This is a genomic window from Chitinimonas naiadis (assembly GCF_054780835.1).
Genome location: NZ_BAAGVO010000004.1, coordinates 548,498 through 567,202, shown reverse-complemented (window position 1 = coordinate 567,202; position 18,705 = coordinate 548,498). Strand labels below are relative to the sequence as shown.

Annotated in this window: 14 protein-coding genes; 10 read left to right on the top strand and 4 right to left on the bottom strand. The window is 60.4% G+C overall.

The window, feature by feature from the left end:
• Positions 1 to 81: 81 nt before the first annotated feature.
• The 6 genes from ACYVHK_RS08540 (at position 82) to ACYVHK_RS08515 (ending at position 4,566) form a co-directional block, all read left to right on the top strand.
• A complete protein-coding gene (locus ACYVHK_RS08540; RefSeq protein ID WP_460529862.1) occupies positions 82 to 1,077 on the top strand; it encodes an NADPH:quinone reductase in 996 nt (331 codons plus the stop codon).
• A gap of 250 nt (positions 1,078 to 1,327) precedes the next feature.
• Complete coding sequence (locus ACYVHK_RS08535) at positions 1,328 to 1,708, top strand: DUF4398 domain-containing protein (protein WP_460529859.1); 381 nt, start codon at positions 1,328 to 1,330, stop codon at positions 1,706 to 1,708.
• A gap of 18 nt (positions 1,709 to 1,726) precedes the next feature.
• Positions 1,727 to 2,617: an OmpA family protein gene (locus ACYVHK_RS08530; RefSeq protein WP_460529856.1), complete on the top strand. Its 891-nt coding sequence runs from the start codon at positions 1,727 to 1,729 to the stop codon at positions 2,615 to 2,617.
• A gap of 105 nt (positions 2,618 to 2,722) precedes the next feature.
• The gene (locus ACYVHK_RS08525; RefSeq protein WP_460529853.1) at positions 2,723 to 3,034 is read left to right on the top strand and encodes a hypothetical protein; all 312 of its coding nucleotides are present in this window, start codon (positions 2,723 to 2,725) and stop codon (positions 3,032 to 3,034) included.
• 17 nt (positions 3,035 to 3,051) lie between these two features.
• Positions 3,052 to 3,624, top strand: coding sequence for a nucleotidyltransferase family protein (locus ACYVHK_RS08520; protein WP_460529850.1), 573 nt, complete (start codon positions 3,052 to 3,054; stop codon positions 3,622 to 3,624).
• Positions 3,625 to 3,858: 234 nt separating this feature from the next.
• Entirely contained in the window at positions 3,859 to 4,566 is a 708-nt protein-coding gene (locus tag ACYVHK_RS08515; protein WP_460529847.1) for a hypothetical protein, read from the top strand.
• A gap of 96 nt (positions 4,567 to 4,662) precedes the next feature.
• Here the strand turns inward: ACYVHK_RS08515 and pepA are convergent, their stop codons facing one another.
• Both pepA and ACYVHK_RS08505 read right to left on the bottom strand, forming a co-directional pair.
• Positions 4,663 to 5,487 carry a flocculation-associated PEP-CTERM protein PepA gene (pepA, locus tag ACYVHK_RS08510; protein WP_460529844.1) on the bottom strand — a complete coding sequence of 275 codons (825 nt, stop codon included), beginning with the start codon at positions 5,485 to 5,487 and terminating at the stop codon, positions 4,663 to 4,665.
• 388 nt (positions 5,488 to 5,875) lie between these two features.
• A complete protein-coding gene (locus ACYVHK_RS08505) occupies positions 5,876 to 7,693 on the bottom strand; it encodes a DUF3857 domain-containing protein (protein WP_460529841.1) in 1,818 nt (605 codons plus the stop codon).
• Between the two features lie 446 nt (positions 7,694 to 8,139).
• Between ACYVHK_RS08505 and bioB the strand changes: the two genes are divergently transcribed.
• Positions 8,140 to 9,135: a biotin synthase BioB gene (gene bioB / locus ACYVHK_RS08500; protein ID WP_460529838.1), complete on the top strand. Its 996-nt coding sequence runs from the start codon at positions 8,140 to 8,142 to the stop codon at positions 9,133 to 9,135.
• Between the two features lie 307 nt (positions 9,136 to 9,442).
• Complete coding sequence (locus tag ACYVHK_RS08495) at positions 9,443 to 13,036, top strand: alpha-1,6-glucosidase domain-containing protein (protein ID WP_460529835.1); 3,594 nt, start codon at positions 9,443 to 9,445, stop codon at positions 13,034 to 13,036.
• Between the two features lie 225 nt (positions 13,037 to 13,261).
• Here the strand turns inward: ACYVHK_RS08495 and ACYVHK_RS08490 are convergent, their stop codons facing one another.
• The gene (locus tag ACYVHK_RS08490; RefSeq protein ID WP_460529832.1) at positions 13,262 to 14,467 is read right to left on the bottom strand and encodes an MFS transporter; all 1,206 of its coding nucleotides are present in this window, start codon (positions 14,465 to 14,467) and stop codon (positions 13,262 to 13,264) included.
• A gap of 195 nt (positions 14,468 to 14,662) precedes the next feature.
• Here ACYVHK_RS08490 and ACYVHK_RS08485 point away from each other — a divergent pair, with 195 nt between their 5' ends.
• On the top strand, positions 14,663 to 15,106 hold the full coding sequence (locus tag ACYVHK_RS08485; RefSeq protein ID WP_460529829.1) for a hypothetical protein: 444 nt from the start codon (positions 14,663 to 14,665) through the stop codon (positions 15,104 to 15,106).
• Between the two features lie 54 nt (positions 15,107 to 15,160).
• On the opposite strand, the gene ACYVHK_RS08480 is transcribed toward ACYVHK_RS08485, so the two are convergent.
• Entirely contained in the window at positions 15,161 to 17,236 is a 2,076-nt protein-coding gene (locus ACYVHK_RS08480; RefSeq protein WP_460529826.1) for a S9 family peptidase, read from the bottom strand.
• Between the two features lie 556 nt (positions 17,237 to 17,792).
• On the opposite strand from ACYVHK_RS08480, the gene ACYVHK_RS08475 reads away from it, so the two are divergent.
• Positions 17,793 to 18,569: a 3-hydroxybutyrate dehydrogenase gene (locus ACYVHK_RS08475; RefSeq protein WP_460529823.1), complete on the top strand. Its 777-nt coding sequence runs from the start codon at positions 17,793 to 17,795 to the stop codon at positions 18,567 to 18,569.
• The last annotated feature ends 136 nt before the right edge of the window (positions 18,570 to 18,705 follow it).

The following is an 18,705-nucleotide window of genomic DNA, read 5'->3' as shown; positions in this document are numbered from 1 at the left end:
ATTCTGAACGTTCCTCTCCTATCATCGCTTCGACCATGCCGGCGTTGCCTTGCCGGTTGAACCCATGATTACGGAGTCCCCATGCCCGCCACCATGCAAGCGATTGTCTATCGTACCAAGGGTCCTGCTGCCGCCGTGCTTGGCATTGAAACACTTGCAGTCCAGCCGCCGGGGGCGGGCGAAGTCATGGTCAGGATGGCCTACTCCGGGGTCAATCCCTCCGATACCAAAGGGCGTGCAGGTATAGCCGGTGCAATCATGGAGTACCCGCTGATCGTGCCGCATAGCGATGGTGCGGGTGTCGTGGTGGCGGTGGGCAAGGGCGTATCCGGGCAACTCGTCGGGCAGCGGGTCTGGGTGTTTCTGGCGGCCTGGCAGCGTGCAATGGGCACGGCGGCAGAGTATGTCACCTTGCCACAGCAACAGATTGCACCGCTGCCGGAGCAGGTGAGCCTGGTGGAAGGGGCTACTATCGGTATCCCGTTGATGACGGCGCAGCAGCTTGTTGCGATGGCCGGCGATCTGTCAGGCAAGCATGTCCTGGTCACCGGTGGCGCTGGCAGCGTGGCCATCTACGCAATACAACTGGCGCGCGCAGCAGGGGCCCGGGTCGCAACGACGGTCAGCAACCCTGAGAAGGCTGTGGTTGCCATGAGCGCAGGCGCGGAGCTGGCGGCCAACTATCGCGAAGCACATCTGGCGTCTTTACTGAGTTTTACGGCTGGGCAGGGTTTTGATCTCATCATCGAGGTCGATGCCGCAAGCAATGCTCGTCAATACGGTGATCTGCTGGCCTTCGGTGGTACCGTTTCCGTCTATGGCTCCAGCGAGCCGGAAATCCTGGCGCAATTTCGTCCCCTGATGGTCAGGTTCGCCAGCTTGCGTTTCTTTGTCGTCTATCTCTTGTCGCCATCGCAAAGACAAGACAGCGTGCAGCAGATCACCCACTTGCTGGCATCCCGCTCGCTGATCCATCCGGTACCGGCCATCTTCAATATGGATGAAGCGGCGTGTGCGCATGAATATGTGGAGCAAGGCAGGGGGAAGGCACTGTTGCGGGTCGCCACGCTGGAGTAGACCGTTGCCGGGCCGGCGGCAAGTGGTAAAAGGTGCGCTAGTCTGTCAGAGGATCGTGTCCGTGAGAGTCCGCCATTCGAGGGTGGCGCCTGCTGCAGGTCCGCCAGCATGTAAAACTTTCATGGCGATGCCCCCGCTTTGCCACTGACTGTCGGTTCCCGTTTGCGCAAAGCCAGCCAGCAAGCCATTTCAGACCACGGCATGAAAGCTGCTGAGACAGGTCACCGTACCTGACATCAGGAGCTGAGCCATGAATTCCTACTTGATGAAGACCATCCTGGCCGGTGTGTTTGGGCTGGGGCTTGTTGCTTGCGCATCGACGTCTGCCGAGCCGCGAGAGCAGATGGCGGCGGGCAAGGCCGCCATCGAAAGTGCCGAGAATGCCGGTGCCGGTAATTACGCGGCTTCCGAGTTGGCGCAGGCGCGTGACAAGCTGGCCAAGGCCAATAATGCGGCGCAAGCCAAGCAGTACATCGAAGCCAAACGCTGGGCCGAAGAGGCGCAGGTCGATGCGCAATACGCCCAGGCAAGGGCAACTGCCCAGAAGTCCACGACGGCCGTCGAGGAAGTGGACAAGGGCAATCAGGTGTTGCGCCAGGAGATCAACCGCGCAACGACGACCCCGCAATAAGGCAAAGAGGTGACAGCGATGAATACCCTTAACCGTTGCTTATCCCTTGATGTAATCGGCCTGGCATTTGCCGGTTGCCAGACTACACCCCCCAAGAATGCGGCACTTGAGAATGCTCGCCTGGCGTATCTGAGGGCGAGTGCCGACCCGCAGGTTGCCCAGCACGGAGCGCTGGAACTGGAGCGCGCCAAGCAATCGCTGGAAAAAGCCGATGCCCAATGGGCCAAGGACAGGAACGGCACGGAAACTCGCCACCAGGCCTATCTGGTCGAGCAGCGTGTCCGCACGGCACAGGCGGCGGCGACCGGGCGGCAGGCAGATACGGATGTGCGGCAGGCCGGTAGTGAGCGGCAGCAACTGATTGCCGATGCACGCAGCAAGGAGGCCAATCAGGCCAAGGTGCAGGCCGCCATGGCCGAAATGAAGGCCAACCAGGCCCAGCAGCAAGCCGACATTTCGCAGCAGCAGGCCATGGGCGAAGCGCAGCGTGCCAGCATGTTGCAAAGCGCACTGGAATCGCTGGCGGCACAGCATACGAACAGGGGGACTGTCGTCACGCTGGGGGATGTCCTGTTCGACGTCGGGCAGGCGACGCTGAGGCCAAGTGGCAACGCCAGCGTCAGCAAGCTGGCGACCGTGCTCCGCGACTATCCCGAGCGCCGGGTGCTGATCGAGGGGCATACCGATAGCACCGGCTCCGCCAGCTTCAATCAGTCCTTGTCCGAGCGTCGTGCGCTGTCGGTCAAGCGTGCCCTGGTGGCCCAAGGTGTTGCCGACAACCGGGTGGAGACATTTGGCTACGGCAAGGACAATCCAGTTGCCGATAACAGCTCCACCAGCGGTCGGCAGCAGAACCGCAGGGTGGAGATCATCATCTCGGATGCCAACGGTAAAGTGAGCCAGCGCTAAGCGCTGGTGACAGCGCGGCCTTCGCCTTTCACCGGGGCGAAGGCCGCGTTTATGCCAGGTACCATACCGGTGCCAAGCGTGATGGATCTGCAGTAGCATGCCGACATGGACATCCTGTCGAGTGAGATCATGAATGCTCCGGCCCAATCGGCCGGCTGGTATGTGCTTGATCTTGGCGATGGCCAGCTGGCGCAGGCACCGCTGGCTGCCCTCGAAGCCAGGTTGACCGGTCTGTATGCCGCATCACCTGACAGCCCGGCTGCCGTGTTCGTACGGCATGAGTCGGAAGGGCGGCTGCATTGTTCGGTCGTCGTCTATTTTTCGCCGGCTTCAAGCGTACTTGCGGTGGCGTTTGATGCATCGCCCTGCCAGGCTCCGTCAACCCTTGATACCCTGGAGCAACTTGGGCGCAGATAGTGCTGCCTGGGATAACCATGATCGCAGGTCTGATACTCGCTGCAGGCAAGGCCGCCCGCTTCGGCTCCGACAAGCGCCAGGCGCTCACCGCCGACGGCGAATCTCTGCTGGCGGCGGTACTGCGTCGCTACACGGCGGCCTATGATCAGCTTGCCGTGGTGGTAAAGCCGGACGATGCATTCGGGGTGGCAACCTGTGCCCAGTTTGGCGCAACCGTGGTCGAGAATGCGCTTTGCGAGCAGGGCTTGGGCACCTCGGTGGCTGCCGGTATTCGTTGGGCGCAGCAAGCCAATGCCGAGGCAGTGATGATTGGTCTTGCCGATATGCCTTTTGTGCAAAGCGCGACGCTGGTGCAGCTCGGTGAGCGATTGCTGCAAACCCGTGAGCTGGTCGTGCCTGTTCACCTGGGCGAGCCAGGCCACCCCCGGGGCATACCTTGCCAATACTTCGAGCGGCTGCAAGACCTCGATGGTGAGCGCGGTGCCGGCGCGGTGCTGGATTGGTCCACCGCCATCCGCCTACCGACGAGCGATGAAGGCACTGTGCTCGATATCGATACGCCGGCCATGCTGGCTAGGGCGTCACGCTAGTTCTCTGCCGGGCCATGCTCGGATTTCCCGTTCTCGCTGCAAGCGAACACACGTATCGGCCTGCGGCTGAAGCACAGCGCTGCCCATCTGTTGTGTTTTTTACAAAGCTTGCCGGGAGAAGGCCCGATTTTTCTGCCTTGAAATGACGTATGCATATCTTGTTGGCATAATGCCAAAGGCATAATTAATGAGCGGGTCTGACTGTGATCAGACCGGGCTTGATACAAGGAAAATATGAATACCCCTGTGGGTACGATCACATTGCTGATGTCACTGGTCTTGAGTTCCTCGCTGGCTTTGGCTGGTGCCGGGCCATCGGGCCAGGCCCAATGCGCCTACGAGGGGGAGGTCTGCGATATGGGCGTGGCACAGGGCAAGGAACGAGTGGCCCAGTCGATCTATGCGGTGAATGCCACTGGACCAGAACTGGGCACGAAGCGTATGCAGCCGCACCTTATCAAGGTTTTTGGGTGGAATGACACGACATGGTCTGGCGATGAGCGTCTGTACAACGACCTACCGGAACAGATGGTCCACCATGGTTACCCGCTACCGAGTAGTGGCGTGTTGATCGGTGCCGGGGAGCGTGTTCAGGTCCGCAACGGGCGTATCGTCATCGAGCGCATGGCAGATGCCACTACGCGCAGTATGGTTGCCATAAACCCCTGTGCGCTTGCGCTGGCAGGCGGTGCCGACGAGGGCGCGGCGGATAATTGGCCCGTTGGGCATGGGCGTCTGCTAGTGTCATTACCGAGCCGCTCCTGGATGAAGCGAGATGCCTTTCTCGACCTCTCCCGCGTTGATGTATTTCCCGCCATGGCAAACGACAAGCCCCAGGCCTGTCGCAATGGCGCATCAGATGACGTACAGTCGGGGTGGGCGAGGTCGCCATCGCCCAGCATCTGTCCGGATTGCACGAAAGCGGCGAACTGGTGGGTCTAGCCGGATTGCCGGCTTGGGATAGGTCCGTCCCGGCAACAGGCTATTGGGTGAGGAATAGCCCGGCAGCAGGTGCGCCACCAGGCTAAGCCTGCTTGCTCAGCCCAGGCGGGTTTGCCGCTTGCGCCTTACCATCAATCCGGCCAGGCCGATGCCGGTCAGCAGCAGGATGCCAGGCTCCGGTACAAAGAAGGCATTCGCGGAGTTGTTCATCAACTGGATGCTGCTACCGCTGACGGGCATGAAGTTCTGGAAGTTACCGTTCAGGTCGATCACCAGATAGAAGGGGTTGGGCGTCACAAAATAACCGCTGCCCGCCTTCGTCAACGACCAGTTCCCGAAGATCATTTCGAAGTTACCGTTGGCCAACCCCGCCACGCCTGCACCTTCTCCGGCCAGCAACACGCTGGCACTACCCAGCAGGATGTCGTCGGTGTCGGACCCTGCGCCGGAGGCGAGGTCGAGGTTGTTCACACTGCCGATGGCACTGGTTTTGACGCGGTAGTCGGTGTTCTGGTCCGGATCAACCCACAGCTCCAGATAGGCGTTCCCGCCGGTAAAGGTGAAACCATTGGGGTTGTTGAGATAGGTGCCTGCCGAGGAGAATTTCGCGTACAGCCCATAACCGAAGCTGAACTGGTTCTGGCCGAGCTGTTGCGGGGCATTCAGTTGCGTGGGAACAACGCCGCCATTTTTGAACCAGCTGCCCGCCTTGAATACAGCCTCCGTAAAGAAGTTGCTGGTACTGGTAGCAGTGAATACCTCATCGTACTGGCCGCTGAGCTGATCCACCCCTTTGGTCGAATTCATGGCACCCGGGATGCCACTTTCACTGATGACGACCGGAGAGCCGACGGGTGCTGCCAAGGTAGTCGCCGTCAGCAGTGTAAACAACAAGATTGAAGTGCCGGTATGCTTGCGCATGGTAATAACCTCCTGGATTGTTTATATGTGCGGCGGTGCCGCCTTGGCAATTCAGCAGGTTTTATGCTAATGAATAAATTCAAATAAAAACAATGACTTGAATTTAATTTAAAAAATTATTTATTTTGCTTTGTAAGCAAATTCGACAGGTAAATTATTGATTATTGACGTGTAAATTTACATGTTAATAATTGATTATTTGGTGGCTTGTTTTCTGTTGGTATCAATCTTATTAATATGTTTGGACGCCGATGTTGATATTGTCCAGAGCGCTTTTAATGAAATGAATAACACCTGCGCCATCCTTTCACGAGGTGGCCAACTTAAGCCGCGGGGGAGCTATTTGAGTTGCCGGCCGGTAACGGTGGCCTACCCGTCACCGCTTGAGTCATGTGCGTCGCCGGAGCGGGATGCGCTGGCCGACATCACGCTGCATGGCCTCGATGGTGGGCCGCATGATGTCGAAATCCTGGGGCATGCAGACCTGGCTTTCTGCCTTGTATCGCCGTAGGTGCCGCTCGATGGTCAGCGCCTGGCCTTCGCGCCGATAGCTCGTGTGGTAACTGATGAAGGCATCGGCGATATGCACATCTTCCGGGATAGCGGCGTATTCCAGATCGTCAGGCAGGATATAGGTTTCGGTTTCCTGAATGTCCTGATCGTTGCATACAAACGGTTTGCTTCGCTTCTGCTCAATACCGTAGGCGGCTACCGTGTGTGCGATCTCGTTCATCAATGAACTGCTCGCCGCCAGGGTGGGCGGGTCGATGGCTGGCAGGAAGGATGCAAGGTGCCCGACGGACTCGAAGTGATAGTCCACGGACTGCTCGCCCGCCTCCTTGGGCTCGCTGAAATCCGTGCTGGTTGGCACCTGCGGCAGCGACAGGCGGGTGACGAAATTTTCGACGGTCTTCCCAAGCCAGTACTTCGCGGCTTTGCCATAGTCATCTGCCTTTTCGCCGGCGAAATAGCCGTCGGCATTGAGGGAGAAACGAGTTCGGGCCGAGCCGTCCTGGCCGATCCGGACCTCGGACCGGTATACCTTGCGCCCGGGCTGATGAATCGGCGTGTGGCCTATCGTGCCGCTTTTGACCAACAGGGTCGGCTTATCCAGCTCGCTGGCTGCCAGATACTCGCCAACCGTAAACTTGGTCGCTGCATCCAGATAGAGATGCTGGGACGGTATATAGGTGATGACATGGTCGAAGGATTCCGGTGTTGGCACCTCTGGCAGGCTGAATATATCCGCACTCAGGTTGACCATCGCCGGCGTGCTGTCCACCCCCACCGCCGCCAGCATCGTTTCCAGCAGAACAGCGTGATCCTTGCAGTCACCCTGGCGCCGCTGCAACGTCTGCCAGGCAGGGTGGGGGAGCCACGGTTCATAGGCCTTGTAGAGCGCGCGGTACTTCACATTCGCCTGGACCCATCGATAGATCGCGAGCGTCTTTGCGCGCGAATCCTGCAGCCCTTCCACCAGGGAGGTCGCCAATGCAGATAGCGCCTTATCCGCCTGCACCATGGGCCGGTATTGCGAGTCATAGGCCCGCGCCAGGGCGGCATAGTCGTCGAAGTCTGACAGGCGGACCATCCGGGCAGAGGCCGATCTGTCGGCTTGTTCGAATTCGAGCCGATCATTGCGAGCCGCCTCGGCACGCCACTGATATCGCATCATGTCGTTGACGAGGCTGGGGCCTGGCGTCACAAAGCCGCGCGCTACTGATCGTATCGGCATGGAGGCCGGCGCATCGACGGTGATCTCCATGGCCTTGCTGGCGAACCCGATCGGTAATTCATGCGTTGCGTAGAAATGGTTGCCAAAGGCATCCGGCCTGATGGCGGCCGTGTCGAACTTCACGCGTACGCTATCCCCGATGACGAGCCAGGGCAGCGAAACCTGCAGCGCCTTGATGTCGAGCATGTCGGTTTTCAGTCCGGCCTCTGCTCCGGTAACGATACGAATATTTGCCGGCGGGACTGCATGCCATCGACCATCACGCCCTTTATGCCGCACTTCGCGTACCGTCAGTTTCTGCTGGTGACTGTTGAATCCGAAGTTCAAAACCTGATTGTCCTGGACCCCCTGGGCGCTATTGACGCGAAATTGCAAGGCGCGCGCCAGCGAGGCATGGCCATCGGGCTGCACCCGATAGTGATAGCTGTCCTGGCTGACGGTAATCGGGTCGACGGTTACGTTTGCGCGCACAAAGCAAGCCATCAGGGTGACGAGATGGTAAAGCCCGCGGGGTGCGAACTTGAATAGGGAGGAGCCGCTCACATTGTCGCTTTCATCACACGAATTGGCGTGAGGCGCAAGCCGGCTTGTATCTGGATACGCTTATGATTCTTATGGATATAGGGCATGTAAAGGCATCATTTAACGGTATGGCGTGCGTGGGCAATGCGCCCTGGCTGCCCCTGTCTTGAACGGCAAAGCGCCTTATACACGGGATACGTGCTCCCGGCGAACCGGCTGGATTTCTCGGGCAGCCACAGGGCTGGCATCAGCAAACATCAGCCCCACAGCATGAGCGCTTGCTTGGTGTGTAATTTTTGTGCAGCAGTCAAATTCCCGGCTGTGCGGATTTGACAAGATCGTGACCAGACCCAAAAATTAGGGTCTAGACCAACAAGATTGCTTCCCCCAAGCCAATGAATCAAGCTACAGCCCCGCAACACCTGGCATTCCACAAGAAGCCTGTTCCGCATGCCGAAGTTCAGAACTGGACGGTGGAAGACGTCGCCGCCCTGTTTGCGCTGCCATTCAATGACCTGCTGTTCCGTGCACAGACGGTGCACCGCGAGCATTTCGATGCCAGCAAGGTGCAATTGTCCACGCTGTTGTCGATCAAGACCGGCGGCTGCCCGGAGGATTGCGGCTATTGCCCGCAGTCTGTCCGCTACGACACGGGTGTGACCAGCCAGGATCTGCTGCCATTGGACGACGTCCTGGCCGCCGCGACGGCAGCCAAGCAAGCCGGTGCCTCGCGCTTTTGCATGGGCGCGGCCTGGCGTGGCCCCAAGCAGCGCGATCTGGAAGAAGTGAAGCAGATGATTGCGGGGGTGAAGGCGCTGGGGCTCGAAACTTGCGCCACCTTGGGCATGCTCAAGGAAGGTATGGCGGGTGAGCTCAAGGATGCCGGTCTCGACTATTACAACCACAACCTCGATACCGCTCCCGAGAAGTACGACGATATCGTTGGCACCCGTGGCTACGATGATCGACTCGATACCCTGCGCCAGGTGCGCGAATCGGGCATGAACGTCTGCTGTGGCGGCATTGTTGGCATGGGTGAGACGCGTGAAGAGCGCGCGGGGCTGCTGGCGCAACTGGCCAACCTCGACCCTCAGCCCGAGTCGGTGCCGATCAACAATCTGGTCAAGGTCGAAGGTACGCCGCTGGCGGACCAGGAGGGCATTGACTGGAGCGAGTTCGTACGCACCATCGCCGTGGCCCGTATTGTGGTACCCAAGAGCTTTGTGCGCCTCTCGGCGGGCCGCCAGCAGATGTCGGAATCCGTCCAGGCCCTGTGCTTCCTGGCCGGTGCCAACTCCATCTTCTACGGCGACAAGCTTCTGACCACCGGCAACCCCGAGGCAGATGGCGACCGCAAACTGTTCGAAAAGCTGGATCTGCAACCCCTGTAATTTGTTGCAGTCCCGCAGGACATAAGTACCTGCGGATAAGCCGATTACACAAAACGCCAAGGCTCGGTCCTTGGCGTTTTGCATTTGGCGATATACGGCCTGATATCGCTATCCCCGCTACAGCGGGACGTATCACCACCAGACCATACCGGTATGCATGCCAGGCTTGACCGGCTGGGTCCACTCCGTCACAAATGAGTTGGTGTGGTGAAAATCCTTGTAGTTTCAATGATTTGTTACGGGTCTTTTCGCTGCGCCGCACAATAAACCAGCCCTCGAAGAGGGCGATATAACGGAGTGACGACCCATGCAATCCAAACGCGACCCAGGGCGCTGGGCCCGGCTGCGCATTTTCTGCGCCTGCCTGGCTAGTAGCCTGCTCCTCGCCGCTTGCGGCGGGGGTGACGATAGCAACCCCGGCGGCGGTACCACCAACCCGCCAGCCAGCGGGGATATCGCCTACTGCGATAGCACCGACTTCCAGAAAGTCCTGTTTGCCATCCCCGCAGCCGGTGGTTCCGGCGGTGGCACGCCGGCGGCAGGCAGTGTCCGTATCCACTACAACCGGCCCGACGGCAACTACAGCGGCTGGCAGACCTACGTCTACAACGCGCCGGGCGAGGCGTTGGGAGGCTGGCCTGGCAAGAGCCCGACGGGCAACGACAGCTATGGCGCCTATTGGGATGTACCGGTGACGGCAGATGCCTTCAATTTCATCCTCCATAACGGTGACAGCAACCGTGAGCCCTCCGGCTGGAGCGGCAAGACCGGGACTGACGAACAGCAGTACTGGAAGGTGGCGGATGGCAAGGAAATCTGGAAGGTGGCCGGTGATAAGGTCAACTACACCAGCAACCCGTTGTCCGGCGCCGCCAAGGACATCGCCACGGTACGGGTGCACTACAAGCGCTTCGATGCCCAATACGGTGGCTGGGGCCTGCACCTGTGGTCCAGCAACGGCATGGATGCCAGCCGGCTGCCTGCCGGCGTGGTGATCGAGAACTGGAACAGCCCGGTGCCGTTCGCAAAGATGCCAGGCTATAGCCTTGGCAGCAGCGAGGTCGTGTTCGACATTCCCGTACTGAATCCCAAGCAGGATGCCACCCGCAAGAGCCTGGAGTTCATCATCCACGGCCTGGGAGGCGCAGGGCAGCCGGGCAATGACGACAAGGATGGCCGCAACGACAATGTCAAGGTCAACTTTGCTGCACTCAACGTCGTCAATCAGGTCGGTGAAGTGTGGCTGCTACAGCAGGATGCCACCGTCTATGCCGCCGCACCGGATACCCGTTCGGTGTCTAGTGTCGATGCCCAGGCCTACTGGCTCAGCAAGCAATTGCTGCAATGGCCCAAGGTGGATACCGGGGGTGTATTCAAGCTCTACTACAGCGCGAATGGCCAGATCAAGGTCAGCAAGGACGTCGCTGCAAGCGGTGCGGATGGTTCAATCACGCTTGAGCTTGGTGGCAGCGTGCCGTCGGATGTCGCCACGCGCTTCAAGTTCGTGGCGCCGGGTGTCGTGCTCAAGGTCAAGGATGCGGACCTCGCCAGACTGGCTGACCTGCATGTCAACCAACTGGTCCTGGTGCAGGAAAGTGCCGACGGCAAGGTACAGAATGCGACCACTGCCCAACTGGCAGGTGCGCTGGATGACCAGTTCAGTGCGGCCAGGGCCGTGGCCGATCTGGGTGCCAGCGTGGCAGGGGGAAGCAGCAACCTCAAGCTGTGGGCGCCTACCGCGCAGAAGGTCCAGGCCTGCGTATATGACACGGGCAGTGGCAAAGCCAGCAGCATCGAGGCCATGACGCGCGATGCTGCCAGCGGCGTCTGGCGCCTGGCCAAGTCGGGTGATCTGTCCGGCAAGTACTACACCTATCTGGTGGATGTATTCGTGCGTGGTGTGGGGGTCGTACGCAACCGGGTGACCGATCCGTATTCGATCAGTCTGACAACGGACTCCAAGCGCAGCTATCTGGCCAATCTCGATGCTGCCAGCCTCAAGCCCAGTGGATGGGATGCCAGCAACGGACCCAATCTGGCCGCGCAGGAGGACATGTCCATCTATGAGCTGCATGTGCGTGATTTCTCGGTCAACGACAGCACGGTCAGTCCCGCCAATCGCGGCAAGTACCTGGCGTTTACCGAGGAGGGGGCCAACGGCATGAAACACCTCAAGGCCCTTGCGGCTGCCGGCCTGACCGACATCCATCTGTTGCCGGTGTTCGACCTGGCCACGGTACCGGAGTCCGGCTGCAAGAATCCGACGATCCCCAATGCCGCAGCCGATGCCGAAGACCAGCAAGCCGCGGTGGCGGCGGTGAAGGACGAGGATTGCTTCAATTGGGGCTACGACCCTTACCACTACACGGCACCAGAGGGTAGCTATGCCTCGGATGCCGCCGATGGGGCCAAGCGCGTCGTCGAGTTCCGGCAGATGGTCATGGCGCTGCACAAGGCTGGACTACGGGTAGGGATGGACGTGGTGTACAACCACACCAGTGCCTCGGGCCAGGATGCCAAGTCGGTGCTTGATCGCATAGTGCCGGGCTACTACCAGCGGCTCAACGGCACCGGCGGAGTAGAGACCTCGACCTGCTGCGCCAATACGGCAACCGAGAACCTGATGATGGGCAAGCTGATGATCGACTCGGTCAAGACCTGGGTTACCCAGTACAAGATCGACTCATTCCGCTTCGACCTGATGGCGCATCAGCCCCGCAAGGTCATGGAAGACCTCAAGGTTGCCGTCAACGCCGCGGCTGGTCGCGATGTGTTGCTGGTGGGCGAGGGCTGGAACTTTGGCGAAGTCGCCAATGGCGCACGCTTTGAGCAGGCTTCGCAGCTGTCGCTCAATGGCTCCGGCATCGGTACCTTCAGTGATCGGGCGCGGGATGCCGTTCGCGGTGGCGGACCATTTGATGGCGGCAATGATCTGGTCCGCAACCAGGGCTACATCAGCGGCCTGTTCTACGACGACAACGGTTCCGGCGCGGGCAAGACCCGTAACGATCTGCTGGCGGCAGGGGACATGGTCAAGGTAGGTCTGGCGGGATCCCTGCGCGACTATCCACTCAACACCTATCAGGACACCGTGCGCAAGTTGTCAGAGATCGACTACGGCGGCCAGCCGGCGGGTTACGTGTCCGACCCGCAGGAAGTGGTCAACTATGTCGAAAACCACGACAACCAGACCCTGTTCGATATCAACGCTTACAAGCTGCCGCTGGCGACCAGCAAGGCGGAGCGGGCCAGGGTGCAGATGCTTGGTGCGGCGATCAACAGCTTCAGCCAGGGTGTGGCGTATTTCCATGCCGGTATCGACACCCTGCGTTCCAAGTCCATGGACCGGAACAGCTACAACTCGGGTGACTGGTTCAACCGCCTGGACTGGAGCTATGCCGACAACTACTTCGGTACAGGGGCGCCCAACAAGACGGATAACGGCGACAACTACAGCGTGCTCAAGCCTTTGCTGGCTAATACGGGCATCAAGCCTGGCGGTAGTGAGATTGCCTACGCGCGCGATGCTTTCCGTGACCTGCTCGCCATCCGCAAGAGTTCCACCCTGTTCCGGTTACGTGCTGCGAGTGACGTGAAGCAAAGGCTGGTGTTCTACAACACCGGTTCCGCCCAGGTTGCCAGCGTGATCGCCGGCCATCTGGATGGCCAGGGTTACGGTGGTGCCGGCTTTAGTGATGTGCTGTATTTCGTCAACGTCGACAAGGTCGACCAGACCATCACGATCGCCGCCGAAGCGGGCAAACCCTATGTGCTGCACCCGGTCCAGTCATCCGCCTCGGCGGCCGACCCAAGGGTGCGTGCTGCGGCTGCGACGGTTTGCGGTAGTAGCGGCAGTTTCAAGATTCCGGCCCGCTCGGCCGTGGTTTGCATCGTGCCGTGAGGGGGCTTCCAGAATCCTCGGTTTCTAAGCGACGCAAGGCGCGAGTGAAAAAATTTCACGCGGCATATGTTTGATATGTAAGGGGGAATTTTTCACGAGCAACGCCGCATCGCGACGAGAGTGGGGTTTCTGGAGGTGCCCTCGAGTCCAGGGGCGCGCCGGGCGCTCTGCGTAGTGGCATGACTTTGCGCCCCCTTTAGCGGGGCGCTTTTTTTTGGGTCGTGTCTAGTCCGACTGGCGCACGGTGGTGGATGCCACCAGCAGGATCAGGCAGCAAAACGTCAGGCCCAAGCCGCCCACCATGGCGAGGTTGTCCAGCGATAGCCCGGCCGAGAGCAATCCTGAAGAGAGCGCATAGGAGATGGGGGTGAGCCCCAGCGACGCCGTGCTGTTGAGGCTCATGACCCGGCCGATGCGATCAGGCGGCGTGTATTGCTGCAGCAGGGCCAGCATGGGGATGTTGTTGCAGGCAACGCAGAAACCGATGGCAAACTGGACCAGCGTGGCGGCGTTGGCGCCCAGTTGCGGCAGTGCCGCCAGCAACAGGCCCTCCACGGCAATCAGGCAGCAGATCAGCCGCAGGCGCCGATGCCTAGGCGGACGCATGGCCAGCAGCACGCCGCCAGCGAGCATGCCGGCGGCAAAGGCGCTCTGCAGCTGCGCCAGCATGCCGGCACTGGCGCCGGGCAGGCTGGCAGCCAGCAGCGGTGGGGCAAACCCCATTGGCCCCATGAACAGCAGGTTGGCGATCGCATAGATCGCGAGCAGAGTCAGCAGGACAGGTGTGTCGCGTACGCTGGCGAAACCTTCCTTGAGGGCTGCCCAGACCGGCAGGTGCACGCGGGCTTCTTGCTTGGGTTCCTGTATGCCGCCGCAAGCCAAGGCGCCGAGCAACATCACCGCGGCGGTGATGGCGAAGACGGTCTCGAACGGCAGGGCAGCAAGCAGGATGCCGCCGAGTACCGGGCCGAACACGAGGCCCAGTTGATTGGTGGACAGCAGCCAGGCGTTGGCACGGGTCAACAGGTTGCCGCTCAGCAGCGCCGGGAGGATGGCATCGCGTGCCGGCCAGAACAGCGCATCCAGCGCGCCGTAGACTGCCGCCATGAGGATCAGCAAGGCCAGGTTCATCTGCCCGGCGTGGATGGCCCAGGCGACGCCACCCATCAGCACGCCCCGGCAGACAAAGCTGGCAGCCATGATGCGGCCTCGCGGGAAACGATCTGCCAGCACGCCGCCCAGTGCCATGAGTGCGATGCGCGGCAAGGTGCCCGCCAGCATCACATAGCCCAGCTCAGCCTTGAGGTGCAGAACGTTGACGGCGTACCAAGTCTCGGCCAGAAGTGCGATGGCGAGTCCGAAGCTCGAAGCAACGCTGCCGAGCCACAACAGCAGAAAGGGGCGGTGACGATAGAGGGGAAGGTCGGCCATAGGCCGGCGATTGTAGTGCGGGCAAAGACCGGAAAGACGATTTGATACCGGTATGCATGTCTTGTTTCAGGCGGCCTCCAGCGTGAATATGGCCATCCGGAGCGCGACAGGCTGCAGAGCGGCAGGCGGTGTCATATAGTGCTGGAACGCAGCAGGTGCCGCGCTCAATTCAAACAAGATAGAGGAAGCAAACAAATGTCAGATACGCAAGCGATGGGAATGATGGCGGGCTTCGGCATCATCGGGCTGGTTATTTTCCTGGTCATGCTGGTCCCGGTGATTTTCTACTTCATCACCCTGCAAGGGACCATGAACAAGCTGAGTCCGGCCAACAAGCCGTTTGAAGGCGCCCTGATCTGGCTGGCCTTCATTCCGCTGATCGGTGGCATCTGGTATCTCGTCTACGTCTGCCTGCTCTCCAAGGCCATCGAGAAGGACTATGCCTCTGTGGGTCAACAGAACGACGGCGCCATGCCCTTGGCCATCGGCCTTGTGGTGTCGACCGTTGCCTGCATGATCCCTTTCATCAACCTGATCGCATGGATTGCAGTGCTGGTTGTCTGGATCATGTACTGGATCCGCATGGCTGCCTACCGCAAGGCGTTGCCGGTGACAGGTTCGACCGCCGCTGTGGTTTGATCGGCGCGTAGCAAAAAAAGCCGGCGATTGCCGGCTTTTTTATTTTCGAACGGCTTAGTCCGCCAGGCCAAGCTGGCTGAGGACAAAGGCGTAGTCGAAGGCGATTTCCTTGATCCGATCGAAGCGGCCGCTCGCACCGCCGTGACCCGCGCCCATATTGGTCACGAGCAGCAGCGGGTTGTTGTCCGTCTTCAGCGTACGCAGCTTGGCGACATACTTGGCGGGTTCCCAGTACATCACCTGGCTGTCATTCAAGGAAGTCTTCACCAGGATGGTCGGGTAGGGCTGAGCCTTGAGGTTGTCGTAGGGCGAGTAGGCCCGCATCCAGCCGTACTCGGCCTTCTTGTTGGGGTTGCCCCACTCCTCGTACTCGCCCACCGTCAGCGGCAGGCTGGCGTCCAGCATGGTGGTCAGCACGTCCACGAAGGGGACTTCCGATACGACCAGGCGGAACAGGTCCGGCCGCATATTGCTGACCGCACCCATCAGCAGGCCACCGGCGCTACCACCTTCGATCACCAATTGGTCGGCACGGGTGTAGCCGAGCTGTATCAAGCCCTCGGCACAGTCGATGAAATCCTGGAAGCTGTTGAGCTTGCTGGCCATCTTGCCGGCATCGTGCCACTTCTCGCCCAGGTCACCGCCGCCCCGAATATGCGCCACGGCATAGATCATGCCGCGGTCCAGCAGGCTCAGACGGTTGCCGGAGAAGTACACATCGTTCGGTATGCCGTAAGCGCCGTAGCCTTCCAGCCAGAGTGGCGCACCGTCCTGCTTGCGGCTGCCCTTGCGGTAGACCAGGGATACGGGCACCTGTACGCCATCTCGCGCCGTCACCCAGACCCGTTCGGTCTGGTAGCGGGTGGAGTCGAAGTCCCCCAGCACCGGCCGGCGCTTCATCACCACCTGCTTGCGCGTGGCCATGTCGTAGTCGTAGACCGTGTCCGGCGTGGTCATGGATTCATAACCGTAGCGGTACACCTGGGCATCCCACTCGGCGTTGGCTTCGGTACCGAGGCTATAGGCTGGCTCGTCGAAGGCGATCGCATGGCTCTGCTGCTTGCGCAGGTCGGTGATGACCAGTTTGTTCAGGCCGTTCTCCCGCTCGTGCACCACCATGTAGTGCTTGAACAGGTCGATGCCCTCAAGCATGACATCGGTCCGTTCCGCGAGCAGTTCCTGCCAGTTGGCCTTGGCCGGATCGGCGACCGGTACCTTGACCAATCGATAGTTCCGGCCTGTATCGTTGATGCGTATATAGAAGTCATCGTCACGATGATCGAGGCTGTACTGCACGTCCGCCTTGCGACGTGCCAGGACCTTCCAGCGACCTGTAGGCTGGTCCGCCTTGAGGTAGCGGATCTCCGAGGTGATGTGGCTGCTGATCTGCTGGACCAGGTAGCCTTCACTGCGGGTCAGGAATACATCCGTACCGAAGCGCTCGTCCTTTTCCTCGTGAATCAGCCTGTCCTCCGTCGCGCCCAGCCTATGCCGCCAGAGCTGGTTGGAGCGCTTGGTCTGCTTGTCCTCGGTGGTATAGAACAAGGTGGCATTATCGAGCGCCCAGGCGACGGAGGTGACGCGCTCCCGCTTGAATGGCAGCAGCTTGCCGGTCTCCAGGTTCTTGATCTGCAGCCGGTACTGCCGGAAGCCGGTGGAGTCGGTGGAGTAAGCCAGCAGCTTGCCGTCCGGGCTGACCTCGAATTCTCCCACCGCCATGAAGCTTTTGCCCTTGGCCAGTGCGTTGATATCGAGCAGCAATTGCTCCGGGCTCTCTGCCCAGCTGCCATCGGCGGCAATGACCTTGCGGCAGAGTAGGGGATACTGGCGGCCGATCTCGAAGCGCGAGTAATAGTAATAGCCCGCCAGGCGATAAGGCACCGAGCTGTCGTCTTCCTTGATGCGGGCCTTCATCTCCTCGAACAGCTTGTTCTCGAACGGCTTGCTCGCCTGCGTCAGCGACTCCGCATACGCGTTTTCGGCCTGCAGGTAGGCGATGGTGGCCGGGTCTTCCTTGTTGCGCAGCCAGAAGTAGTCGTCGATGCGTGTTTCTCCATGCTGGCGCAAGGACTGTGGCTGCCTGGTGGCGACAGGGGCGAGTACCGGGGACGGCTTGGTGGCTTTGGCCATGGCGTCTGCTGTGGTGGGCTAAAAACAGCAGGATAACCAAGCTGGCGCAGATGCGCTTGCTCCCATGCACATGGCGAGGCGGATGGCATCCTCTCAAGCGCGCTGCCGGGTGCACGGCACGGCGGGCAGGTTTGGCGCCGAGTCTGAAATTTTGGACAGTGCCTGGCCGCCCAATCCCGGTCGGGTGTCTGCCGTACTGGACAAGCCACTGTGCACCGCCGCCGTCCGCAGCGATCAGTTGGTCTCTTCCATCCGGCAAATAGTTGTTTTTAAAGTAAAAGCTTTAAATCGGGCGGTCATGGCATGGATGCTGCTGTGCGGTTCCGGTCCGTAGCTTGTGCCTTCAGGTGCGGGGATGCGGCGACGGTCGCCAGCTGAATGTGTGACCGATAAGACGTAATGGAGACAAGCGATATTTCAGCGGGGCCCGATGTCACGGCTTGATCTGCGGCCCGCCGGTGCCTCAAGCCATGTCCGACTATGATCCTTGGTAACGGCTGCAACGCAGCCCTGCCTTTCTATCTCTCGCTGCCCGCCCGCAGCGGATGGAGTACCCATGCAACTACTCAATGGCAAGACGGCCCTGATTACGGGATCGACCAGTGGTATAGGCCTCGGTATGGCGCTGGAGCTTGCCAGGCAGGGGGCGAATATCGTCCTCAACGGCTTTGGCGATGCCGAGCCAGCACGCCGCCAGATCAGCGAGCTGGGTGTGGTCGTGCACTACCATCCGGCGGACATGAGCAAGCCGGCCGAGATTGCCGACATGATGACCTACGCTGGCAAGGAGGCCGGTGGTGTGGACATCCTGGTCAACAATGCCGGCATCCAGCATGTGGCCAGCATCGAGGATTTCCCGCCCGAGCGCTGGGATGCTGTACTGGCCATTAACCTCAGTTCGTCCTTCCACACCATCCGGCTGGCGGTTCCCGGCATGCGGGCCCGCAACTGGGGGCGTATCATCAATATCGCCTCGGTCCATGGCCTGGTGGGATCGGTCCAGAAATCCGCCTACGTAGCGGCCAAGCATGGCCTGGTTGGCCTGACCAAGGTGGTGGCGCTCGAACTGGCGCAGACGGGTATCACCTGCAATGCAATCTGCCCGGGCTGGGTGCGTACCCCACTAGTGGAAAAGCAGATCGAGGCACGCGCTCAGGCCGGCAACCTCACACTGCAGGCGGCACAAGCCGATCTGCTGTCGGAGAAGCAGCCCTCACAGGAATTCGTCACGCCGGAACAGTTGGGTCAACTGGCGGTCTTTCTATCGAGCCCGGCCGGTTCCCAGATACGTGGGGCCGCCTGGAATGTTGATGGCGGCTGGACCGCACAGTAGCCGTGATTCAGGCCGGAAAAGTCGCCCCCGCTTGTACTTTACTTGTATAGGGAAGCGCCCCTTTGTACAGTGATGGCTGCCTGGCGGCCATCCTGACCAGACAAATGACGGCGGCAAGCAGCTGCGCACCGTATCC